This window comes from Achromobacter sp. 2789STDY5608621, from assembly GCF_001299375.1.
Taxonomy (GTDB): domain Bacteria; phylum Pseudomonadota; class Gammaproteobacteria; order Burkholderiales; family Burkholderiaceae_B; genus Achromobacter; species Achromobacter insuavis.
Genome location: NZ_CYTU01000003.1, coordinates 295,223 through 316,921 on the forward strand (window position 1 = coordinate 295,223; position 21,699 = coordinate 316,921).

21 protein-coding genes are annotated in these 21,699 nt (G+C 68.2%); 3 read left to right on the plus strand and 18 right to left on the minus strand.

What is annotated here, in order from left to right:
- Nucleotides 1-117: 117 nt before the first annotated feature.
- Entirely contained in the window at nucleotides 118-1,629 is a 1,512-nt protein-coding gene (locus AOZ53_RS05430) for a MocR-like pyridoxine biosynthesis transcription factor PdxR (protein ID WP_054487147.1), read from the minus strand.
- Nucleotides 1,630-1,807: 178 nt separating this feature from the next.
- On the opposite strand from AOZ53_RS05430, the gene AOZ53_RS05435 reads away from it, so the two are divergent.
- Nucleotides 1,808-3,055, plus strand: a complete 1,248-nt coding sequence (locus tag AOZ53_RS05435) for a benzoate/H(+) symporter BenE family transporter (RefSeq protein ID WP_054429923.1) — start codon at nucleotides 1,808-1,810, stop codon at nucleotides 3,053-3,055.
- Nucleotides 3,052-3,879, plus strand: coding sequence for a YggS family pyridoxal phosphate-dependent enzyme (locus tag AOZ53_RS05440; protein WP_180188962.1), 828 nt, complete (start codon nucleotides 3,052-3,054; stop codon nucleotides 3,877-3,879). The genes AOZ53_RS05435 and AOZ53_RS05440 overlap by 4 nt, the downstream gene beginning before the upstream one ends.
- A gap of 13 nt (nucleotides 3,880-3,892) precedes the next feature.
- On the opposite strand, the gene AOZ53_RS05445 is transcribed toward AOZ53_RS05440, so the two are convergent.
- From AOZ53_RS05445 to AOZ53_RS05480, 8 genes are all read right to left on the minus strand, one after another.
- Entirely contained in the window at nucleotides 3,893-4,546 is a 654-nt protein-coding gene (locus AOZ53_RS05445; RefSeq protein ID WP_054429926.1) for a TetR/AcrR family transcriptional regulator, read from the minus strand.
- On the minus strand, nucleotides 4,543-5,697 hold the full coding sequence (locus AOZ53_RS05450) for a thiolase family protein (protein WP_054487149.1): 1,155 nt from the start codon (nucleotides 5,695-5,697) through the stop codon (nucleotides 4,543-4,545). Before AOZ53_RS05450 ends, AOZ53_RS05445 begins: the two co-directional genes overlap by 4 nt.
- Nucleotides 5,694-7,484, minus strand: a complete 1,791-nt coding sequence (locus AOZ53_RS05455) for an AMP-dependent synthetase/ligase (protein WP_231690570.1) — start codon at nucleotides 7,482-7,484, stop codon at nucleotides 5,694-5,696. Before AOZ53_RS05455 ends, AOZ53_RS05450 begins: the two co-directional genes overlap by 4 nt.
- A 62-nt stretch (nucleotides 7,485-7,546) precedes the next feature.
- Nucleotides 7,547-8,341, minus strand: coding sequence for an ABC transporter ATP-binding protein (locus tag AOZ53_RS05460; RefSeq protein ID WP_054471927.1), 795 nt, complete (start codon nucleotides 8,339-8,341; stop codon nucleotides 7,547-7,549).
- Nucleotides 8,342-8,381: 40 nt separating this feature from the next.
- On the minus strand, nucleotides 8,382-9,563 hold the full coding sequence (locus tag AOZ53_RS05465) for an ABC transporter substrate-binding protein (RefSeq protein WP_054487152.1): 1,182 nt from the start codon (nucleotides 9,561-9,563) through the stop codon (nucleotides 8,382-8,384).
- A 41-nt stretch (nucleotides 9,564-9,604) separates the two neighbouring features.
- On the minus strand, nucleotides 9,605-10,642 hold the full coding sequence (locus tag AOZ53_RS05470) for a branched-chain amino acid ABC transporter permease (protein ID WP_054487154.1): 1,038 nt from the start codon (nucleotides 10,640-10,642) through the stop codon (nucleotides 9,605-9,607).
- A 2-nt stretch (nucleotides 10,643-10,644) separates the two neighbouring features.
- Nucleotides 10,645-11,523: a branched-chain amino acid ABC transporter permease gene (locus AOZ53_RS05475; RefSeq protein ID WP_054429938.1), complete on the minus strand. Its 879-nt coding sequence runs from the start codon at nucleotides 11,521-11,523 to the stop codon at nucleotides 10,645-10,647.
- The gene (locus AOZ53_RS05480; RefSeq protein WP_369816787.1) at nucleotides 11,523-12,320 is read right to left on the minus strand and encodes an ABC transporter ATP-binding protein; all 798 of its coding nucleotides are present in this window, start codon (nucleotides 12,318-12,320) and stop codon (nucleotides 11,523-11,525) included. Before AOZ53_RS05480 ends, AOZ53_RS05475 begins: the two co-directional genes overlap by 1 nt.
- Before the next feature lie 258 nt (nucleotides 12,321-12,578).
- On the opposite strand from AOZ53_RS05480, the gene AOZ53_RS05485 reads away from it, so the two are divergent.
- Entirely contained in the window at nucleotides 12,579-13,382 is an 804-nt protein-coding gene (locus AOZ53_RS05485) for an enoyl-CoA hydratase/isomerase family protein (RefSeq protein ID WP_054487158.1), read from the plus strand.
- 9 nt (nucleotides 13,383-13,391) lie between these two features.
- Here AOZ53_RS05485 and AOZ53_RS05490 read toward each other — a convergent pair whose 3' ends face one another.
- The 9 genes from AOZ53_RS05490 to AOZ53_RS05530 all read right to left on the minus strand — a co-directional run bounded on the left by AOZ53_RS05490 (nucleotide 13,392) and on the right by AOZ53_RS05530 (nucleotide 21,683).
- Complete coding sequence (locus AOZ53_RS05490) at nucleotides 13,392-15,494, minus strand: TonB-dependent siderophore receptor (protein ID WP_054487159.1); 2,103 nt, start codon at nucleotides 15,492-15,494, stop codon at nucleotides 13,392-13,394.
- A gap of 222 nt (nucleotides 15,495-15,716) precedes the next feature.
- Nucleotides 15,717-16,607 carry a methylglyoxal synthase gene (locus AOZ53_RS05495; protein ID WP_054487161.1) on the minus strand — a complete coding sequence of 297 codons (891 nt, stop codon included), beginning with the start codon at nucleotides 16,605-16,607 and terminating at the stop codon, nucleotides 15,717-15,719.
- 103 nt (nucleotides 16,608-16,710) lie between these two features.
- The gene (gene iscX / locus AOZ53_RS05500; protein ID WP_006395859.1) at nucleotides 16,711-16,905 is read right to left on the minus strand and encodes a Fe-S cluster assembly protein IscX; all 195 of its coding nucleotides are present in this window, start codon (nucleotides 16,903-16,905) and stop codon (nucleotides 16,711-16,713) included.
- Entirely contained in the window at nucleotides 16,905-17,246 is a 342-nt protein-coding gene (fdx, locus tag AOZ53_RS05505) for an ISC system 2Fe-2S type ferredoxin (protein WP_006395860.1), read from the minus strand. Before fdx ends, iscX begins: the two co-directional genes overlap by 1 nt.
- A gap of 9 nt (nucleotides 17,247-17,255) precedes the next feature.
- Complete coding sequence (gene hscA / locus AOZ53_RS05510) at nucleotides 17,256-19,118, minus strand: Fe-S protein assembly chaperone HscA (protein ID WP_054429946.1); 1,863 nt, start codon at nucleotides 19,116-19,118, stop codon at nucleotides 17,256-17,258.
- 73 nt (nucleotides 19,119-19,191) lie between these two features.
- Nucleotides 19,192-19,704: a Fe-S protein assembly co-chaperone HscB gene (hscB, locus tag AOZ53_RS05515; protein ID WP_054487162.1), complete on the minus strand. Its 513-nt coding sequence runs from the start codon at nucleotides 19,702-19,704 to the stop codon at nucleotides 19,192-19,194.
- 3 nt (nucleotides 19,705-19,707) lie between these two features.
- The gene (gene iscA / locus AOZ53_RS05520; protein WP_054429950.1) at nucleotides 19,708-20,031 is read right to left on the minus strand and encodes an iron-sulfur cluster assembly protein IscA; all 324 of its coding nucleotides are present in this window, start codon (nucleotides 20,029-20,031) and stop codon (nucleotides 19,708-19,710) included.
- Between the two features lie 2 nt (nucleotides 20,032-20,033).
- Nucleotides 20,034-20,438, minus strand: coding sequence for a Fe-S cluster assembly scaffold IscU (gene iscU / locus AOZ53_RS05525; protein ID WP_006386173.1), 405 nt, complete (start codon nucleotides 20,436-20,438; stop codon nucleotides 20,034-20,036).
- 33 nt (nucleotides 20,439-20,471) lie between these two features.
- Nucleotides 20,472-21,683, minus strand: a complete 1,212-nt coding sequence (locus tag AOZ53_RS05530; protein WP_006395865.1) for an IscS subfamily cysteine desulfurase — start codon at nucleotides 21,681-21,683, stop codon at nucleotides 20,472-20,474.
- Between the last annotated feature and the right edge of the window lie 16 nt (nucleotides 21,684-21,699).

Genomic DNA, 21,699 nt, shown 5'->3' on the forward strand with positions numbered 1-21,699 from the left:
TCCTCCTGACCATCGCAGCCGCCCTGCTGGCGATCGCGGTGGCCTGCGGCGTCGGCGCCTTCCTCAAGCGCAAGGGCTGATCCCGCGCGACGGGCGGCCGCCGTGCGTGGCGCCGCCCTACCCCTTCTTCCTTATCGCGACCGCCAGGCGCCGCATGGCGAGATCGATCTCGTGCGCGCTCAGCGAGGCATAGCCCAGCAGCCAGCCTTGCAGCGCCGGCGTGCCCGCATACAGCCGCGCCAGGCCCGGCAACACCAGGCCGGCCTGCGCGGCGCGGCGGATGGTGTCCGCCTCCGACCACCCCGGCTCCAGCAGGCAGGGCACCTGCAGCCCGCCCTCGGGGCGCAGCGCGCGCGCCACCCCCGCCAGGTGTTTGCCGACCGCCGCCAGCATCGCCTCGCGCCGCGCCGCGTACAGCTTGCGCATGGCCCGCACGTGCGCGTTGTAGTGGCCGTCGGCCATGAAGCGCGCCAGCGTCAGTTGCAGGATCTGCGGCGTATGGCCGTCAACGATGCTGCGCGCGCGGCTGAAGGCGCCGACCAGCTCGTCCGGCAGTGCCATGTAGCCCATCCGCAGGCCCGGATAGAGCGTCTTGCTGAAGGTGCCGAGGTATATCGTGCGGCCATGCCGGTCCAGCCCCTGCACGCAGGCGGTCGGCAGGCCGTCGTAATGGAATTCGCTGTCGTAGTCGTCCTCGATGATCCACTTGCCGCTCTCGGCCGCCCAGCGCGTCAGGTCGAGCCGCCGCTCCAGCGACAGGGTCGCCCCGGTCGGATACTGGTGCGACGGCGTCACGTAGACGCAGCTGGCGCCGCTGCGGTCGGCCCGCAGCAGGTCGGTGCGGATGCCCTGCGCGTCGACATCGATCGGCACCACCCGGGCCTCGGCGAATTCGAATGCCTTGCGGGCGCCGAAGTAGCCCGGATTCTCCAACAGGATCGGCTTGCCCGCGTCCACCAGCAGCTGCGCGCACAGGAACAGCGCCTGGCGCGTGCTGCTCAGCACCACGATCTGCTCGGCGCGGACCTTGGCGCCGCGCTCCAGGTTCAGGTAGGTCGCGATAGCCTTGCGCAAGGGCTCGGCGCCCTGCGGATCGCCATGCAGCAGCACCGTGCCGCGATGATCCTTCATCACCTGCCGCTGCAGCCGTTCCCACACGCCGGTCGGAAAGGTGCGGGTCTCGGGCAGGCCGGTGGCGAAGGCCTGGATCGTCTGCTGGTCGGCCACGCCGCCGCTGTCGAAGATCGCGCGCCCGCGCCGGCTCAGGCCCGCCGTCGGCGCGGCCGGTTGCGGCGCCTCGGGCCGGCGTTCGCGGGCCGGCGGGCGGCGCCGCGCCGATCCGCGCAGTTCGGTGCCGATGGTCTCGGACACGTAGCTGCCCGAGCCCTTGCGCCGCGCGATGAAGCCGTCGCGCTGCAACTGCACGTAGGCGTTTTCGACCGTGTCGCGGGCCACGCCCAGCGACTGCGCCAGCGCGCGCGTGGCGGGCAGTTTCACGCCCGGGTCCAGATCGCCGTCCAGCACCAGCGCGCGCAGGGCGCGCTGGATGCGCAGATGCAGATCGAGCGGCGCCAGGTCGGCGTCGCCCATGCGGATCTTCAGGGTATCCAGCGCGAAGGTCTTGCTCATGCGGTCTGCCCGAAAGCCATGAAAGCGTCGATGAAAGCCGACCATTCTAGTCGCGGCCGGCCGCGTCGGGCTAAAAAAGTGGTCTGGCCTGGAACGATAAAGTGTACTGACGTGACAGTCCAATACGGCGCTACAAAGTGGGCTGCCACTCAACCCTTCCCGCATCCCCTCGCCCCCCATGTCCTCCCCCAGCGCCTCCTCCCTGCTTCCGCGCGATCTAGTCCATCCCATCGTCGCCGGCCTGATCTCGGTCATCGTCAACTACGGCGGCACCTTCATCCTGGTGTTCCAGGCCGCCAAGGTCGCCGGTCTCAGTCCGGCGCTGACCGCCTCCTGGGTCTGGTCGGTGTCGATCGGCGTGGGCATCACCGGCATCGTGCTGAGCTGGCTCAGCCGCGAACCGGTCATCACCGCCTGGTCCACGCCCGCCGCCGCCTTCCTGGTCACGGCCCTGGCGACCACGCCGTATGCCGAGGCCATCGGCGCCTACCTGATCTCGGCCGCCGCCTTCGTCCTGCTCGGACTGTCCGGCTATTTCGACAAGGCCATCCGCCTCATCCCCCCGGGCGTGGCCGCCGGCCTGCTGGCGGGCATCCTGCTGCCGTTCGGCATCGGCGCCTTCGGCGGCATGAGCCTGGACCCGCTGCTGGTGGGCTGGCTGATCCTGGCCTACGTCGCGCTCAAGCGCTATACGGCGCGCTACGCCGTGGTCGGCATCCTGGTGTCCGGCCTGGCGCTGCTGCTGGCGCAGGACCGGGTCGACCTGTCCGGGCTGCGGCTGGAATTCGCCGCGCCCGTCTTCACCGCGCCCGCGTTCTCGCTCAACGGACTGCTGAGCGTGGCGCTGCCGCTGTTCCTGATCACGCTGACGGGCCAGTACATGCCCGGCATGCTGGTGCTGCGCAACGACGGCTTCAAGACCAGCGCCAACCCCATCGTCACCCTCACCGGCCTGGGCTCGCTGCTGATGGCGCCATTCGGCTCGCATGCCTTCAACCTGGCCGCCATCACCGCCGCCATCTGCACCGGCCGCGAAGCCCATGACGACCCGTCCAAGCGCTGGATCGCCGGCGTCGCCGCGGGCGTCTTCTACATCCTGGTCGGCATCTTCGGCGTGACGCTGGCCGCCGTGTTCATGGCGCTGCCGGCCGCCTTCATCACCACCTTGGCGGGCCTGGCCCTGCTGGGCACCATCGGCGGCAGCCTGGCCAGCGCGCTGGCCGACGCCAAATCGCGCGAGGCCTCGCTCATCACCTTCCTGGCGGCCGCCGCCAACATCAAGCTGTTCGGCATCGGCGGCGCCTTCTGGGGCCTGGTGATCGGCCTGCTGGCGCACGCCCTGCTCAACGGCCGCCTGCCCTGGCGCGCGGCCCGTTACACTGCATCGACGCGTTCCGACTCCGCGCACAAGCAACTGGTGAAATGATGACGACTTCCCCCGACAGCGCCGCGGCCACGCCGGCCGACGGCGACACCCAGACCCGGCACGACCAGCATGGCCGCTACCCGCAGGCCCTCAGCGTCGAGGATTTCCAGCACAACCTGGCGACGATCCACGCCCGCATGGCGGCCGCCTGCGATCGCGTCGGGCGCGATCCGGCCAGCGTGCAATTGCTGCCGGTCAGCAAGACCATGGACGAATCCCGCATCCGGCTGGCCCACGCCGCCGGCTGCCGCCTGCTGGGCGAGAACAAGGTGCAGGAAGCCCACCGCAAATGGGAAAACACCGCCGACCTGGCCGATCTGCGCTGGTCGGTCATCGGCCACCTGCAGACCAACAAGGCCAAGCTGGTGGCGCAGTTCGCCAGCGAGTTCCAGGCGCTGGACAGCCTGCGGCTGGCCGAGGCGCTGGACCGGCGCCTGCAGGCCGAGGGCCGCGCGCTGGACGTGTTCGTGCAGGTCAACACCTCCGGCGAGCCCAGCAAGTATGGCCTGGCGCCCGACGACGTGGCGGCCTTCCTCCAGGCGCTGCCGGCCTACTCCGCGCTGCGCGTGCGCGGCTTCATGACGCTGGCGCTGTTCTCCAGCGAGGCCGAACGCGTGCGCCAGTGCTTCGTGCTGCTGCGCGGCCTGCGCGACCGCCTGCGCCAGGAAGCGCCCGCGGGCATCCACCTGGACGAACTGTCGATGGGCATGTCCGGCGACTTCGAGATCGCCATCGAAGAAGGCGCCACCCTGGTGCGCGTCGGCCAGGCGATCTTCGGCGCGCGCGCGTTGCCGGACAGCCATTACTGGCCGGGCAGCGCCTGATCCGCCGGGCGCTTCATGCCACCGGCCAGCGCCCCGCCCCCTCCGGCAACGCCGGCAGGCTGGCCCGCAGCATCTCATCGATGAACGCCGCCGGCCGCAACCGGCCGTCGGGCTTGTACCACTGCACCGTCAGGTTCATCGCACCCAGCACGCAACGCTTGATCACGCGCGCGTCGCCGCGCAGCAGGCCGGCGGCCACCGCCGCCGCCACCGCGTCCTGCCACATTGCCTCGTAGCGGTCGCTCAACCCCTTGACGCTGGCCTGGCTCGGCGCCGACAGGCTGCGCCACTCGTAGACCAGCGCATTCATGGCATCGCCGCCAGCGCCGTGCAGCATGCTCCACATGTGCACGCGAAACAGCGCCGCCAGCCGGTCGGCCGGCGCCTGGTACAACGCCAGGGCCTGGCGGCCCGCATCCAGCACTTCCTGGATGCCGTTGTTCATCACCGCCACCAGGATTTCCTCCTTGCTGCGGAAATGGTGGAACAGACTGCCGGACTGCAGGCCCACGGCGCGCGCCAGCTCGCGCACCGTGGTGCGCTCGTAGCCATGCTTGCGGAACAGGCGGGCCGCCGTCAGGATCACCTCGGCGCGACGCAGCGATTCCGCGCCGTCCTCGTGTCCGATCGGCGCCGCGCCCAGGTCGTCCCTGTCGATCCGGCTCATAGGCGTTCGATGATCGTCGCGGTCGCCATGCCATGGCCGATGCACATGACCTGCAGCCCGAACTGGCCGCCGGTGGCGCGCAGTCCCGCCAGCATCTTGGCCATCAACGCCGCGCCGGTCGCGCCCAAGGGATGACCATGGGCGATGGCCCCGCCCCACGGATTGACCTTCGACGGATCCGCGCCCAGCGTCTTCAGCCAGGCCAGCACCACGCTGGCGAAGGCCTCGTTGATCTCGATCCAGTCGATATCCGCCAGCCGCAGGCCGGCGCGCGCCAGGGCCTGCTCGGTGGCGGGGATGACGCCGGTCAGCTGCAACACCGGGTCCGAGCCGATCGCCACGCGCGCGCGGAACCGCGCCTGCGGCCGCAGCCCGTCGGCCAGCGCCACGGCGCGATCCGCCAGCAGCACCGCGGCGGCGCCGTCGGCCAGCTGGCTGGCCTGCGCCGCCGTCACGTTGCCCTGCCCCGGCGCGCGCATGGCCGGCGCCAGCGCCGCCATCTTGGCCGGGTCGGCGCGCTCGCGGATGCCTTCGTCGCGCGCCGGCGTGCCGGCCGGCCCCGGCAACAGCTCGGCGTGGCGGCCCGCGCTGGCCGCCTGCCAGGCGCGCGCATGGCTTTGCATCGACCACGCGTCCAGTTCTTCGCGGCGCAACTGCCACTGCTCGGCGATACGCTCCGCGCTCTCGATCTGATGGATCAACGGATAACGTTGCAGCAGTCCGGGGTTCAGCGATTCGAAGCCGCGGAACTCGCCCTGCCCCAGCGTCACGTCCAGGAACATGGGCACCCGGCTCATGCTCTCGACGCCGCCCGCCACCACGTAGCGCATATCGCCCGCGGCAATCGCCTGCGCCCCGACATGCACGGCTTGCTGGCTCGACCCGCACATGCGGTTCAAGGCCACGCCCGGCACCGTTTGCGGCAGGCCCGCCAGCAGCGCGGCCAGGCGGCCGATGTTGGCGCCCTGCTCGCCCGCCTGGCTGACGCAGCCGGCCACCACGTCGTCCACCTGTCCGGCCGGCAGGCCGGCGCGGGCCAGCACGCCCTGGATGGCCATGGCCAGCAAGTCATCGGGCCGGGTATCGGCCCACCAGCCGCCGCGCCGCCCGAACGGGGTGCGCACCGCTTCCACGATCACCGCGTCATTCATGCCGGCGTCTCCTCGGCGTACAGCCGTTCGATCTCGTCCGCGTAGCTGCGGTAGATGCTGGCGCGCCGCACCTTCATGGTCGCGGTCACCTCGCCATCGTCATGATCCAGTTCCTTGGTCAGCAGATGGAAGCGCTTGATCTGCGCCACGGGCGCCAGCCCCGCGTTGGCGCGCGCCACCTCGCCGGCCACCAGTTCCCGCACCTGCGCGCACTCGGCCAGCGAACGGAAATGGGTGAAGGCGATGCGCTGCGATTCGGCCCACTTGCCCACCGTCTCGAACTCCAGCTGGATCAGCGCGGCCACATAGCGCCGGCCGTCGGCGACGACCACGCACTCCTTCACGTAGGGACTGCTCTTGACCGCGTTCTCGATCTCGGACGGCGTCAGATTCTTGCCGCCGGCCGTGATCATGATGTCCTTCAGGCGATCTACGATGCGCAGCTGGCCGTCCCGCACCGCGGCCACGTCGCCCGTGTGCAGCCAGCCGTCGCGCACCGTGTCGGCGGTGGCGGCGTCGTTCTTGTAGTAGCCCGCGAACACCATCTCGCCGCGCATCTGCAATTCACCCGCCTCGCCCAGGCGCCATTCGACGCCCAGGATCGGCTCGCCCACCGTGCCCGCCTTCACGCGGTCCGGGTGCTGGCCGAAGATCATGCCGGTCGACTCGGTCAGGCCATACACCTCCACCAGCGGCACGCCGAGATTGCGGAAGTAGCGCACCACCTCGGGCGCGATCGGCGCCGCCCCCGTCATCGCCACCCGCACGCGCCGCAGGCCGATGAAGTTCTGCAGGGCCCGCAACACCAGCCAGTACCAAAGGGCGTAGGTCAGCCGTTCGCCCGCATTGCGCTGCCCGGCCGACTTTTCCGCGAACGGCGCGCACGCCGCCATGGCCCGCTGGTACAGCCAGCGCTGCAGGCGGCCGGCCTCCTGCATCTTGATCGAGATCGACGCGTGCAGCTTCTCCCAGATGCGGGGCACGCCCAGAAACACGGTCGGCGCCACTTCGCGCAGGTCTTCCTGCACGGTGCGGATCGACTCGCCGAAATTGACCTGCGCGCCCAGGTAGATGGGCACGAAGGTCGACAGCATCTGCTCGGCCACGTGGCACAGCGGCAGATACGACAGGTGCACGCTGGCCGCGTCCATCCCCAGGCGGTCGGCGATCCCCGGCGCCACGCCGCGCATGTTGCGATAGCTCAGCATCGCGCCCTTGGGCTTGCCGGTCGACCCCGAGGTATAGATCATCAATCCCAGGTCATCCAGCCGCTGTCCGTCCAGCACGCTGTTCAACGCCGGCAGCGCCTCGGCCTCCATCCGCTGGCCGTCGGCCTCCAGTTCGGCGAAGGCGATGATGCGATCGCGCTCGGCCGGCGCATAGGAGCGCAGGCCCTTGGTCTCCATCACCACGATGCGGCGCAACAGCGGCAGGCGGTGCGCCACCTGCAGCACCTTGTCGGTCTGCTCCTGGTCCTCGCACACCACCAGCTCGACGTCGGCGTGCTCCAGCACATAGCCCATTTCCTCGGCCGGGCTGGTCGCGTAGACGCCCACCGCCACGCCGCCGACGGCGCCCGCGCCCAGCTGCGTCAACAGCCACTCCAGCCGGTTCTCCGCCACGATCGCCACGCGTCCGCCGCGCGACAGGCCGGCCGCCTGCAGGCCCAGCCCCACGCGGCAGGCGCGGCGCCAGTACTGCGCCCACGACACCGGCCGCCAGATGCCGAAGTCCTTCTGCCGCACGGCGATGCCGTCGGGCTGGCGGCGCGCCTGCTCGCGCAGCATCTGCGGCAGCGTCAGCGCCGGCCAGGCATCCGGATTCACGCGGGAACCTCCGCCAGGGGCGCTCATGACAGCCAGCGCTTGCGGCGCTTGTAGTGCTTTATGTCGCGAAAGCCGCGCGCCTCGCCCGACCCGCCCACGCCCAGATAGAACTCGCGCACGTCGGGGTCGGCCGCCAGCTTCTCGGCCGTGCCGTCGATCACCACCTTGCCGGTCTCCATGATGTAGCCGTAATGCGCCACCGCCAACGCCACCGACGCGTTCTGCTCGACCAGCAGCATCGACACCCCCTGTTCGCGATTGATGCGGGCGATGATGGAAAAAATGGTTTCCACCAGCATTGGCGACAACCCCAGCGACGGCTCGTCCAACAGCATCAGCTTGGGCTGCGCGATCAGCGCCCGCCCGATCGCCAGCATCTGCTGCTCGCCGCCCGACAGATAGCCCGCCAGGCCGCGGCGACGCTCGTACAGGCGTGGAAAATACCCGTACACCAGATCGAAATCGGCCTTGGCGCCGCGCCTGCCGCTCAGCGCGTAGGTCGCGGCCACCAGGTTCTCCTCGACCGACAGATCCTCGAACACACGGCGCCCTTCCATCACATGCGCCAGCCCGGCGCGCACCAGGTTCTGCGGCCGCGCGCCGGCGGTGTCGCCGCCGTCGAACAGGATGCGCCCGCGCGCCAGCTCGCCGTCCTCCAGGTCGAGCAGGCGCGACACCGCCTTCAGCGTGGTCGACTTGCCGGCGCCGTTGCTGCCCAGCAGCGCCACGATGGCGCCCGCCGGCACCGACAGCGACAGGCCGCGCAGCACCTGCACCGCCTTGTTGTAGACCACCTCGATGTTGTTGATGTCCAGCACCGTGGATGGCGACGCGGCGTGTCCGGGAGTCACGGGCGCCTCACTGCAGCACGATCCAGTCGGAAGCCGGCACCATCTGCTTCTGCTTGGTATCGGCGCGATAGATTCGGCCCACCGGAATCGAATTGCCCTTGATGGTGATCGGCACGCCGATCAGCCCGCCGGTGTCGAAGTCCTTGATACCCTCCAGCGCCGCCTTCATGTTGGCGCTGGTCAGCTCCTTGCCCGCTTCCAGCGTGCGCTTGGCCACCTCGGTGAACAGCATCGCCGCCAGGAAGCCCTGCATGTAGCCGGTGCTCTGGTATTGCGGCCGCATCTCGCGGATCTTCTTGAGCATCGGGGCATCGGCCGTCTCGTCGTAGTAATAGCGGTACGGCATCACGCCCATGAAGCCCTCGGCGTCCTCGCCCATCTGCATCACGGTGGAGTTGTCCATGGTCCAGAACGTGCCCATGTAGCGCGTCTTCAGGCCCATGCGCTTGCCCTGCCCGACGAACTCGGGAATCGGCGCCAGCACGTAGCCGTGGAAGATGGTGAAGTCCGGATCGGCGCGGCGCAGCTTGATGACCTCGGTCGACACATCGACGCTGCCCGGCGGCGTCATGATCTCGGTGGCCACCGTCAGCCCCAGCTTCTGCGCCACCGCGCGCGAACTGGCGATCGGGTCGCGGCCGAACTCGGTGTCCGAATACACGAACGCCACCTTGGCGCCCGGCTTCTCCTTGGCGATGTAGCGCAGCAGGATGCCGAACATCTCCGTGTAGTCCGGCCCCAGCATGAACTGCGCCGGATACTTGGCCGGATCGTTCAGCTCGGTCGCGAACGAGGCCCCCGTCATCAGGATGTTGCCCGAGCGATTCAGTTCGGCATTGATGGTCTTGGAGAACCCGGTCGAATCGCCATAGTAGAAATTGACCTTGTTCTGGCTGGTGATCTTCTTGAAGGCCGCCACCGACGCGTCCACCTTGTAGGCGGTGTCCTCCGGCACGTAACGCAGCTTGCGGCCCTTGATGCCGCCCTGGTCGTTGACGATCTTGACGTAGTCGGTGATGCCGGCATGGATGCCCTGCCCGGCGAACGCGAACACCCCGCTCAGCGGGATCGACCCGCCCAGCACCAGGTCCTCCTCGGCCTGGGCCGCCGGCGCGGCGGCCAGCACCAATGCCACGCCCAAGGGCGCCAGCAACTTCGATAAACCGCTGCCTATCCGGATGCGCTTCATGGTTTCGTCTCCTGGTTCTCTTGGGAATACGCGGCCGCCGTCTAGGTGCGGAATGGCCACAGATGGAAGTAGCGGCGCACGCGGCGCCAGATTTCCGCGAGCCCGTGCGGCTCGAAGATCAGAAAGCCCACGATCAGCAGGCCGAACACGATGGTGCGCACCGGCGAGATCAGCCGCAGGGCATCGCCCCCCACCGGCAGCCAGCCCACCACCAGCTTGAGCAGTTCGGGCACCATGGTCATGAACACGGCGCCCAGGATGGAACCCAGGATCGACCCCATGCCGCCCACGATGATGGCCGCCAGGAAGAAGATCGACATGATCAGCGGAAAGCTCTCCGGCGTGACCACGCGGAAGAAATACGCCCACAGGCCGCCCGCCACGCCCGCATAGAACGACGACAGCCCGAACGACAGCAGCTTGTAGCGCAGCAGGTGGATGCCCAGCACCTCGGCGGAAATGTCGCGGTCGCGGATCGCGATGAACGCGCGGCCGATGCGCGTGCGGAACAGGTTGGCCGCGCCCAGCACCATCAGCGCCGTCAACGGCACGATCAGCCAATAGATCTTGAACGACGTGTCCAGATCGATCCCCAGCAGCCGCGCCGGCGGCACCTGCAGCCCGCCCGTGCCACCGGTGAAGGCCCAATTCGCGAACACGAAGTGCGCGATGAAAGACGCCGCGATGGTCGAGATCGCCAGGTACAGCCCCTTGACCCGCAGCGACGGAATCCCCACCAGCAACCCGCCCAGCATCGCCACCACGCCGGCCCCCAACAGATTCAGCAGCACCGGCGTGCCCAGCCGCAGCTCCATCACCGCCACCGTGTACGCGCCCAGTCCCATGAACGCGGCCTGTCCCAGGCTCACCAGCCCGGTGTAGCCGGTCAGGATGTTCAACCCCGTGGCGCTGGCCACGTTGATCGCCACCAGGCACGCCAGGTACAGCCAGTAGGCGTCGGCCACGAACGGGAACAGCGCCAGCGACGCCGCCAGCAACGCCAGCCACAGCCGCTGGGTTGTTGTGTCGAACAGCGCCTCGTCGGCCCGGTAGGTCTCTTTCGCGGTCGCGATGCGCATGGCTACAGCCTCTCGATTTCGCGCGTGCCGAACAGCCCGTAGGGCCGCATCATCAGCACCGCCACCAGCACCACGAAGGTCGCCAGCAGTTTGTATTCGCCGCCCAGGTAGGCCCCGGCCCAGGCCTCCAGCAGCCCGATGAAGATGCCCCCCACCAGCGCCCCGGCCACGCTGTCCAGCCCGCCCACGATCACCACCACCAGCACCGACAGGCCGAACACGCCCATCGACGACGAGATGCCGCCGATCGCCCCCACGATCACCCCCGACACCGCCGCGATCGCGCCCGCCGCCGCCCACGACAGCGAGAACACCCGCGGCACGTTGATGCCCATCGCATACGCCGCCCCCTGGTCCGACGCCGTGGCGCGCAACGCCACCCCGCCGCGCCAGTAGCGGAACACCGCCAGCACCAGCAGCACCAGCGCCAGCGCCACCCAGAAGCCGTAGAACACCTTGGGCGCGACAAACGCCTCGCCCACCATCACCGGCGCGCGCGGCATGAACTCCGGCAGGCGGCGCTGGTCCGCGGTCCAGATCAGTTCCACCACGCCCACCAGGATCGACGCCAACCCCACGGTAATCATGAACACCGAGATCGGCGACTCGCCCAGCATCGGCCGGATCGTCACCCGCTCCACCACCGCGCCCAGCACGGCAGACAGCGCCACCGCCCCGGCGATCGCCGCCCACACCGGCCAGGCCATGCCAGCGGCGAAGGCATAGAACACATAGGCGCCCATCATCAGGAATTCGCCGATGGCGATGTTCACCACCCGCGTCGCCTTGTAGACGATCACGAACGCCAGCGCCGCCAGCGCGTACAGGCCGCCGCTACCCAGCCCCGCCAGCGTCACCTCCAGGAAGAACAGACCGTCCATCAGGCCGCCTCGCGCAGCCGCCGGCGCAGGTCGCCGACGTCGCCCGCGCCCAGATAGGCCTTGATGACCTCGGGATCGGCCTGCACCGCCGCCGGCGTGCCATCGGCGATCACCTGGCCGAAGTTCAGCACCACCACGTGGTCCGACAGGTCCATCACCATGCCCATGTCGTGCTCCACCATCAGCACCGTCACGCCCCACTCGGCGCGCGCGTCGAGGATGAAGCGCGCCATGTCGTCGGTCTCCTCGCGGTTCATGCCCGCCACCGGCTCGTCCAGCATCAGCACCTTGGGCTGCATCGCCAGCGCCCGCGCCAGCTCCACCCGCTTGCGCAGCCCGTACGACAGCGCCGCCACCGGCGCATGGCGGATGTGGTCGATCTCCAGAAAGTCGATGATGCGTTCTTCGATATCGGCGCGCAGCGCCATCTCCTCGCGCCGCGCCCGGCCGAGGTAGAACAGCGCATCGAGCACATTGGTGCGCAGGTGGGCGTGGCGCCCCAGCTTGATGTTGTCCAGCACCGTCATGCCGCGGAACAGCGCGATGTTCTGGAAGCTGCGCGCCAGCCCCTGGCGGGCGCGCTCCGGCGCGGCCACGCGCGTGATGTCGCGGCCCAGGAAGCGGATGGTGCCCGCGGCCGGCCGGTAGAAACCCGAGATGGTGTTGAACAGCGAGGTCTTGCCCGCGCCATTGGGGCCGATGACCGTGGTGATGGATCCCGGCGCGACGCGAAAGCCCACGCCCGTGAGCGCCTTGACCCCGCCGAACGCCAACGTGACCCCATCCACCTCCAGCAAGGGAGGGCTATCGGATTGATCCACCTTTGTCTCCTCGCTGTTGATCGCGAAGCTGTTTTTCTATTGGCGGTGAATCAGCGTAGCCCCGAGGCAGGCGATGCGGCGAACCTGTCTTTACCTACGCTGTACAGCGCCGGAAAATCGTTCTATGCGTTACGCTTGCATGGCGGACGGCAACCGAGCAAGCGCTTGGTTCCGACCATAGCATCGTGGTTTTTGGATCGAAAGTTGGTATTTACCCGATAACGGAGACAAGCCATGAACCCACCCCTGCCCGTCTTTCCCACCCTCTTGCTGGAAGCCGGCGACGACATCGCCACGCTGACGCTGAACCAGCCCGCCACGCTCAACGCCATCGACGTCGCCATGGCGCTGGACCTGCAACGCGCCGCCCAATGGCTCGAAACGCGCGCCGACATCCGGGTCGTGCTGCTGCGCGGCGCCGGCAAGGCCTTCTGCGCCGGCGGCGACATCACGCTGTTCGAAGGCGACGTCAACGCGGTGCGCGGCAAGCTGCTCGACCTGTTCACGCCGCTCAACGATTTCGTCGCGCACGTCGCGCGCATGGACTCGCTCTGGCTGGCGCAGGTCCACGGCGTCGCCGCGGGCGCCGGCCTGTCGCTGGTGCTGGCCTGCGATCTGGCCATCGCCGAGGCCGACACGCGCTTCATGACGGCCTACCTGAAGCTCGGCGCCACGCCCGATGCCGGCATGACGCATGGCCTGAACCGCCTGCTCGGCCCGCGCCGCGCGCTCGACCTGCTGCTGCGCCACGACGCCTTCAGCGCCGCCGATGCATTGGACTGGGGCCTGCTCAACCGCGTCGCCGACACGGGCCTGCTCGCGCAACAGGCGCAGGCCTATGCCAGTCAGCTCGCCAGCCACGCGCCGCACGGCATCGCCGGCGCCAAACACCTGCTGCGCAACGCCGCGCACGCCCCGCTCGAAACGCAGCTGGCCGAAGAAACCGCCTGCTTCCTGGAGACCGCGCGGCGCGAGGATTTCGCCGAAGGCGTGCGCGCCTTCCGTGAAAAACGCGCGCCGCGCTTCCAGGGCCGCTGACGCCCCGCGTCAGAACTTGTAGGTGACGCTGGCGATCGCGCTGCGGCGCGCGCCGTACCAGCAATCGCCGCGCGACAGGCACGTCGCCAGATAGGTCTTGTCGGTCAGGTTGTTGACGTTCAAGGCATAGCGCCAGTGGTTGGTCTCGTACGCCATCATGGCGTCCACCAGCCACACCGGCGCCAGCTTCGGCCCATCGCCATCGCGGAACGACGCCATCCAGCGGGTGCCCGCGCCCACCGTGAAGCGCCCATCCAGGTTGTCGAGCGCGAAACGGTAGCGCCCCCACGCCGCGGCCTGATGGCGCGGAATGCCTTCCAGCTGCGGGTCCAGGTCGATGTAGTTGTAGTGCGCGATCACGTCGAACGACGACGTCACCTGGCCGCGCCATTCCAGCTCCAGGCCGCGCGTGCGCGTCTTGCCGGTCTGGATGTTGTTCAACGCCGCCGTCGGATCCGGCACCAGGCGGTTCTTCTCGCGCAGGTCGTACACCGACGCGGTGGCCAGGTGGGCGCCATCCGCCGACTGGTACTTGACGCCCGCCTCCCACTGCTTGCCGCGCAGCGGCTTGTACAGCTCCGGCACGTCGCCATCGGGCGTGCTGCGCGTGGTGCTCGCCACCGGCGTGAACGACTCGCTGTAGCTGACATACGGCGACCAGCCGTTGCTGGCCGCATACATCAGCCCGAACCGCTTGGTGGTGGCCTGCGCCTTGTCCGTATCCCCGCCCTCGAGCTGGCTGCGCGCGCGGTCGTACCGCAGACCCGCCGTCACGATCCAGTGCTGGCCGATCTTCATCTGGTCCTGCAGGTAGAGGCCCGTCTGGCGCTGCGTGAAGCGCGGCTCGCCGGTCAGCTCGGGGATATAGCCATTGCCGTACACCGGATCATAGGCGTCGATCGTATCCTTGCCGCTGCCGCTCTGGCGGTCGCGCCGGTAGCGCGACCAGTCCAGCCCCAACAGCAGCTTGTGCGTCACCGCGCCGGTGCTCACCTCGCCCGTCAGGTGCTGGTCCAGCGTGTCCATGCGCACCTTGGTGATGGTGTCATCGGCATAGCGGCCGATGATGCGCTGCTTGATCGGATCATCCGCCCAGCCGCCGGGCACCGAGAACGCGTCCGCGTAGTGCGTGAAGTACGTCACCTTGTTGTTGGCGTGGCGGAAACCCTGGCTGAACGACCACTTGTCGTTGAACTGGTGCTCGAACAGCCAGCCGAAACTGCGGCGCTCGGAATCGTAGCGGTCATGGTCCGGTTCGCCGATGAAGCGATAAGTCGGAATCATGCCGTTCGGATTCGGCGTGCGCATGCCCGACCACGGCATGAACTGCGCGGTCGAACCCGACTTGTCCTTCTGGTACAGGGCCTGCAGCGTCAGCGACGTCGCCGCGCTCGGCCGCCAGGTCAGCGACGGCGCCACCAGCGTGCGGTCGTCCGGCACATGATGCACCTGGGTGTCGGCATCGCGCTGCAACGCCACCAGGCGGTACAGCCATTGGCCATCCTCGGTGACCGGCCCCGTCAGGTCGATCTGCGCCTGCTTGCGCCCATGGTTGCCCACCTGCACGCCGACCTCGCGCTGCGCCTCGGCCAACGGGCGCTTGCTGACCATGTTGATCAGGCCGCCCGTGCTGCCCTGGCCATACGTCATGGCCGCCGGCCCGCGCAGCACCTCGATGCGTTCCAGCATGTACGGATCGGGGCGGGTCGTGCTGGTGTAGTAATCGAACGCCTGGCGCATGCCGTCCAGGTAGACGTCGACATCGGTCCCGCGCACCCGCACGCTGTCGCTGCGCGAATCCAGGCCGTAGGCGTCGGAGCGCACGCCGGCCGCATAGCCCAGCGCCTCCTGCAGGCTGGTGGCGCCCTGGTCCACGATCTGGTCGCGCGGCACCACGGTGATCGACTGCGCCGTCTCGTTCAGCGGCGTGTCCGTCTTGGTGGCGGTGGCCGAACGCGTGGCGGCGTAGCCCAGCACCGGGCTGGTCGCCGTCTCCGCGCTGCCTTCCACCTTGACCGACGGCAACGTGGTCGGTTCGACGGGCGCGGACTGCGCGACCAGCGCGGCCGGCAGCAGGCTCAACGCCGCCGCCAGGCTGGCGCGGCGGGACATGGCAGGATCAAACATCGACGTGGCTCCCCTTGATGAATTTTGAAGAGCCAAATGTTAATGTTTCTCGTTATTGAAATCGTTCCTTTTCCCTACAAAAGGAAAGACTTCCCCTGTTTACAACAGGCCGCCCACGGGCAAAACGCCCCAAACGTCCCTCCCCCATCAGGGAAAACGACAAGAAAAAAGGCGCCCCACAGGGCGCCTCGACAACACACAACCGGGTCAACCGCGCCCGGCGCGCAACTCCACCGCCTTGGCCCAGCGCCGCGCCACCGATGGCGAGGTCGCGCAGGTGGCCGACTCCGTCACCACGCGCACCGCGCGTTCGAGCAGCTGGATATCGGCCTCATGCTGGCGCGCCACATGGGGATCTTCGAAGAAGATGACGCGCTGGCACTGGTGCTCCAGCACCAGTTCCGCGATCTGCGCATCGCCGCCCAGCGGACCGCTCAGGTAGCGGTGCACCCACGGTGTGTCCTTGGGCCAGCCGCGCGACCAGGCCAGTTCGTTCAGGCGGCCGCCGGTGGTGCCGGTGGCCACGCGCCGCGCGAATTGCGACAGCACGTCGAAGTGCTCGGCGGCGAACGCCACCATCTCGTCCTTGAGCGCATCGTGCGCGATCAGCGCCAGCGTCTGGCCGGTGTAATTGAACAGCCGCGACACCGCCATGTCCGGCGCCAGGCCCGCATGCACGCGCTCGACCTCCATCCACTCGATGGCGCCGGCCAGCGTCGAGATGAACGGCCGGCCATGCGTAATGCACTGGCGCTTGAGCGCCAGCGCCTCGGGAAAGATCGACGACGGGTCCACCGGATCGATCAGGTAGATCGCGCCATCGAACGGCTCCTGCCCATCGCGGCCCTCGGTCACGCGCGCCACCAGCTTCATCAGCCCGCCTTCGCGGCCATACGGATAGCGGATCAGGCCGGAATAGCCTTGCAGCATGCCCTCGCGCACGATGGCATCGTGGGTGCGGCCCACGGTATGCAACTGCACGCCCAGTTCGCGGATGGTGGACGAACAGGCCCGCAGCCAGGTGAACAAGGCGGCATCGGGCGATTCATGGTGCAGCCGGTTGGCGGCCAGGCCAAAGCGCAGGGGAGCAGCGGGCATCGGTAGACTCAGGGCAAGGACAACGAAGAGAGCCTTGATGATACCCCGCGTGCGCGGCCCCAATGCAAAAAACGCTCCCCGAGGGGAGCGTTTCGCGCCAGGATCAGTCGGCCTCGTCGATCCAGGCCATCTGGATGGCCTCCAGGATCTTCTCGCCGCTGCGTTCCGGGTCGTCATTGAAGCCCGGCAAGGCCAGCACCCATTCGCGCAGCTGCGTGAAACGCAGCGTCTTGGGGTCGACATCCGGATGCGTATCCGCCAGCGCCTCGGCGATCTGGTAAGTATCGGTCCACTTCATCAATGGCCCTCTTTCGCGTGGTTGATGGTGTACTTGGGAATCTCCACCGTCAGGTCGGCGTCCGTCACCAATGCCTGGCACGACAGGCGCGAGGTCGGCGTCAGGCCCCAGGCCTTGTCCAGCAGATCCTCTTCGTCGTCGGTCGCGTCTTCCAGCGATGCATAACCCTGCTTGACCACCACGTGACAGGTCGTACACGCGCACGACAGCTCGCAGGCGTGTTCGATGTCGATGTGGTTGTCCAGCAGGACGCGGCAGATCGACACGCCCTTGGGCGCGTCCTCGATCACGGCGCCCTCGGGGCAGTAGTCGGGATGAGGCAGTACAGTCAGTTTCGGCATAGCTTCTTATCAGGCGATTTCGTCAAGTTTGCGGCCGGCCAGCGCGGCGCGGATGCTGCGGTCCATGCGGCGCGCGGCGAATTCATCGGTCGCGGCCGACAGGGCCTCGACCGTGGCCTTCACCGCGTCCACGTCCTGCGCCTCCTGGGCGCGGGCGGCCGCCTGCAGGCATTCATCGACCCGTTGGCGTTCCTCTGCGTTCAGCAGGTCGCCGTCCACCGCCAGCGCGGCCTGCACCGATTCGACCAGCTGGCGCGCTTCCACCTGCTGCTCGCGCAGCATGCGGGCGCGGGCATCGTTGTCGGCCTGCGCCACGCTATCGGCCAGCATGCGCGCGACTTCGTCGTCGCTCAGGCCATACGAAGGCTTGACCGACACCGCCGCTTCCACGCCCGTGCTCTGTTCACGCGCGGTCACGCTCAACAGGCCATCCGCGTCCACCTGGAACGTCACGCGGATGCGCGCGGCGCCCGCCACCATCGGCGGAATCCCGCGCAGCTCGAAGCGCGCCAGCGAACGGCAATCCGTCACCAGGTCGCGCTCGCCCTGCAGCACGTGGATGCTCATGGCCGTCTGGCCATCCTTGAACGTCGTGAATTCCTGCGCGCGCGCCACCGGAATGGTGCTATTGCGCGGAATCACGCGCTCGACCAGCCCGCCCATGGTTTCCAGGCCCAGCGACAGCGGCGTCACGTCCAGCAACAGCCAGTCCTCGCCCGGCGCGCGGTTGCCGGCCAGCAGATTGGCCTGCAGCGCGGCGCCCAGCGCCACCACCTGGTCCGGATCCAGATCGGTCAGCGGCTCGGCGCCGAACATCTCGCCGACCGCGGCGCGCACCACCGGCATGCGCGTGGCGCCGCCCACCATCACCACGCCACGCACGTCGGCGGGTTTCAGCGCGGCGTCGCGCAGCGCCCGGCGCGCGCTCTCCAGCGTGCGCTGCACCAGCGGCTGCGCCAGCGCCTCGAACTGGGCGCGGGTCAGCGTGTGATCGATGACCTGGCCGTTGGCCAGCGTCAGTTTCAGCGTGGCGTCCTGCGCGTCCGACAGCGCCTCGCGCGCCGCGCGCGCCGCCATCAGCAGGCCGCGCCGGTCGGCGTGTGTCAGGTCGGTGGCGCCCGCGGCCGCCACCACGTGATCGACAATGAGCGAATCGAAATCATCGCCGCCCAGCGCGGTATCGCCGCCGGTCGAGATCACTTCGAACACGCCCTGCGTCAACCGCAGGATGGAAATATCGAAAGTGCCGCCGCCCAGGTCATAGACGGCATACACGCCTTCGGCGGCATTATCCAGGCCGTAGGCGATCGCCGCGGCGGTCGGCTCGTTCAAGAGGCGCAGCACGTTCAGGCCGGCCAGGCGCGCGGCGTCACGGGTGGCTTGGCGCTGGGCGTCGTCGAAATAGGCAGGCACCGTGATGACGGCGCCCACCAGGTCGTCGCCCAGCACGTCCTCGGCGCGCTGGCGCAGCACCGCCAGGATCTGCGCCGACACTTCCACCGGGCTCAGGTCGCCCTGCGCCGTGCGGATGCGCACCATGCCGGGCGCATCCACGAATTCGTACGGCGCGCGCGTGGCGCGCGCCTCTTCCAGCGAACGGCCCATGAAACGCTTGACCGACACCACCGTGTTCAGCGGATCCTCGGCCTGCTGCGCCAGGGGCTCGCGGCCCGTCGTGACCTTGCCGCCGGGAAAATAGCGCACCGCCGAGGGCAGCAGCACATGGCCCTGCGCATCGGGCAGGACTTCGGCAACGCTGCTGCGCACCGCGGCAACCAGGGAATTGGTGGTGCCCAGGTCGATCCCCACCGCCAGCTTGCGCTGGTGCGGCGCGGGCGATTCGCCGGGCTCGGATATCTGCAATAAGGCCATGATTGTTCTTTTCTACTCAGTAGGCGGCGAAGTCCGGGTCGCCTCGCGGCCGGGCCTTGCCCGGTCCCGTTGGCTAGGAATCGGGATGGGCGTGGGCCAGCTCTTGCGCCAGCTTCTCCACGAACATCCATTCCCGCACCTTGAGACCCGCGGCGGCGAAGTCGCGCTGTTCGTCCAGCAGGCGCGTCAACACCGTGCGCATCTGCTGCCGGGCTTCCTCCAGCTCGGTCCGCAACGCGGCCAGGACGCCGGCGTCGTCGCGCGCATCGTCCATCATTTCGCGCCAGGTCATCTGCTGCATCAGGAAAGCCGTGTCCATCGACGTATTGCTCTCGGTCTGCAGATCCACGCCAGCCTGCTCGCACAGATAGCGCGCCCGCAACAGCGGATCGCGCAACTGGCGGTAGGCCTCATTGGCGCGCGCCGCCCACTGCATGGCCACGCGGCGTTCCGCGGGACTGGCGGTGGCAAAGCGGTCGGGATGCACCTGCGCGGCGACGGTGCGCCACGCCGATTCCAGCGCCTGGGCGTCCAGGTCGAAGCGTGACGGCAAGCCGAACAGGCTGAAGTGATCGTCTCCAGCCAAGACTTACACCGTGAACGACTCGCCGCAGCCGCAGGTCGCCTTCTCGTTGGGGTTGCGGAACTTGAAGCCTTCGTTCAGGCCTTCGCGGGCGTAGTCGAGCTCGGTGCCGTCCAGGTAGGCCAGGCTCTTGGGATCGACGAACACCTTCACGCCGAAGCTCTCGAACACCTCGTCCTCGGGCGCCGCGTCGTCCACGTACTCCAGCTTGTAGGCCATGCCGGAACAACCCGTCGTCCTAACGCCGAGGCGCAAGCCGATCCCCTTGCCGCGCTTTTGCAAGTAGCGGCCGATGTGGGTGGCGGCCTGTTGGGTCAGGGTAACGGACATGTTCAGCTCGCAACAGCTTCGGCCGGAACCGAATGCTTTTCCTTGTAGTTCTGCACGGCGGCCTTGATCGCGTCTTCGGCCAGGATCGAGCAGTGCACCTTCACGGGCGGCAGGGCCAGTTCTTCAGCGATCTGCGTGTTGCGGATGTTCATCGCTTCGTCCAGCGTCTTGCCCTTGACCCATTCGGTCACGAGCGAGCTGGAGGCAATGGCCGAGCCACAGCCATAGGTCTTGAAGCGCGCGTCTTCGATGACGCCGGCTTCGTTCACCTTGATCTGCAGCTTCATGACGTCGCCACAGGCCGGCGCGCCGACCATGCCGGTGCCCACCGAGTCGTCCGACTTGTCGAACGAACCGACGTTGCGCGGGTTTTCGTAGTGATCCAGGACTTTGGTGCTGTAAGACATGTTAGTTCTCCACGTATTCTTTGGCGCGGGCGCTTAGTGCGCGGCCCACTGCACGGTATTCAGATCGATGCCTTCCTTGGCCATTTCCCACAGCGGCGACATATCGCGCAGCTTGCCGACACGGCTCTTGAGCAGTTCGATGGTGTAGTCGACTTCCTGCTCGGTGGTGAAGCGGCCCAGCGTGAAGCGGATCGAGCTGTGCGCCAGCTCGTCGTTGCGGCCCAGAGCGCGCAGCACGTAGGAAGGTTCCAGGCTGGCCGAGGTGCAGGCCGAACCGCTGGACACGGCCAGTTCCTTGATCGCCATGATCAGGGACTCGCCTTCGACATAGTTGAAGCTGACGTTCAGGTTGTGCGGCACGCGGTGGTCCATGTCGCCGTTGAGGTAGACCTCTTCGATCTGCGACAGGCCAGCCCAGAGGCGATCACGCAGCATGCGGATGCGCTCGTTTTCGGTGCCCATTTCTTCACGGGCCAGGCGGAAGGCCTCGCCCATGCCGACGATCTGGTGCGTGGCCAGCGTGCCCGAGCGGAAACCGCGCTCGTGGCCGCCGCCGTGCATCTGCGCTTCGATGCGCACACGCGGCTTGCGGCGCACGTACAGCGCGCCGATGCCCTTGGGGCCGTAGGTCTTGTGGGCCGAGAACGCCATCAGGTCGACCTTCAGCTTCTGCAGGTCGATCTCGACCTTGCCGGTGGCTTGCGCGGCGTCGACGTGGAAGATGATGCCCTTCTCGCGGCAGATCTCGCCCAGGGCTTCGATGTCCTGGATGACGCCGATTTCGTTGTTCACCATCATCACCGACACCAGCACGGTGTCGGGCCGCAGCGCCGCCTTGAAGACGTCCAGATCGATCAGGCCGTTGTCCTTGACGTCCAGGTAGGTCACTTCAAAGCCCTGGCGCTCGAGTTCACGACAGGTGTCGAGCACGGCCTTGTGCTCGGTCTTGATGGTGATGATGTGCTTGCCGCGCTCGGCGTAGAAGTTGGCGGCGCCCTTGATGGCCAGGTTGTCCGACTCGGTGGCGCCGGAGGTCCAGACGATTTCGCGCGGATCGGCGTTCACCAGCTTGGCGACTTCCTCGCGGGCACGTTCGACGGCGTCTTCGGCTTCCCAGCCGAACGAGTGGCTGCGCGAAGCGGGGTTGCCAAAGCTTTCGTACAGCCAGGGCACCATCTTTTCGACGACGCGCGGGTCGACCGGGGTCGTGGCCGAGTAGTCCAGGTAAATCGGGCGGGTGGTCATATCTACAACTCCTACT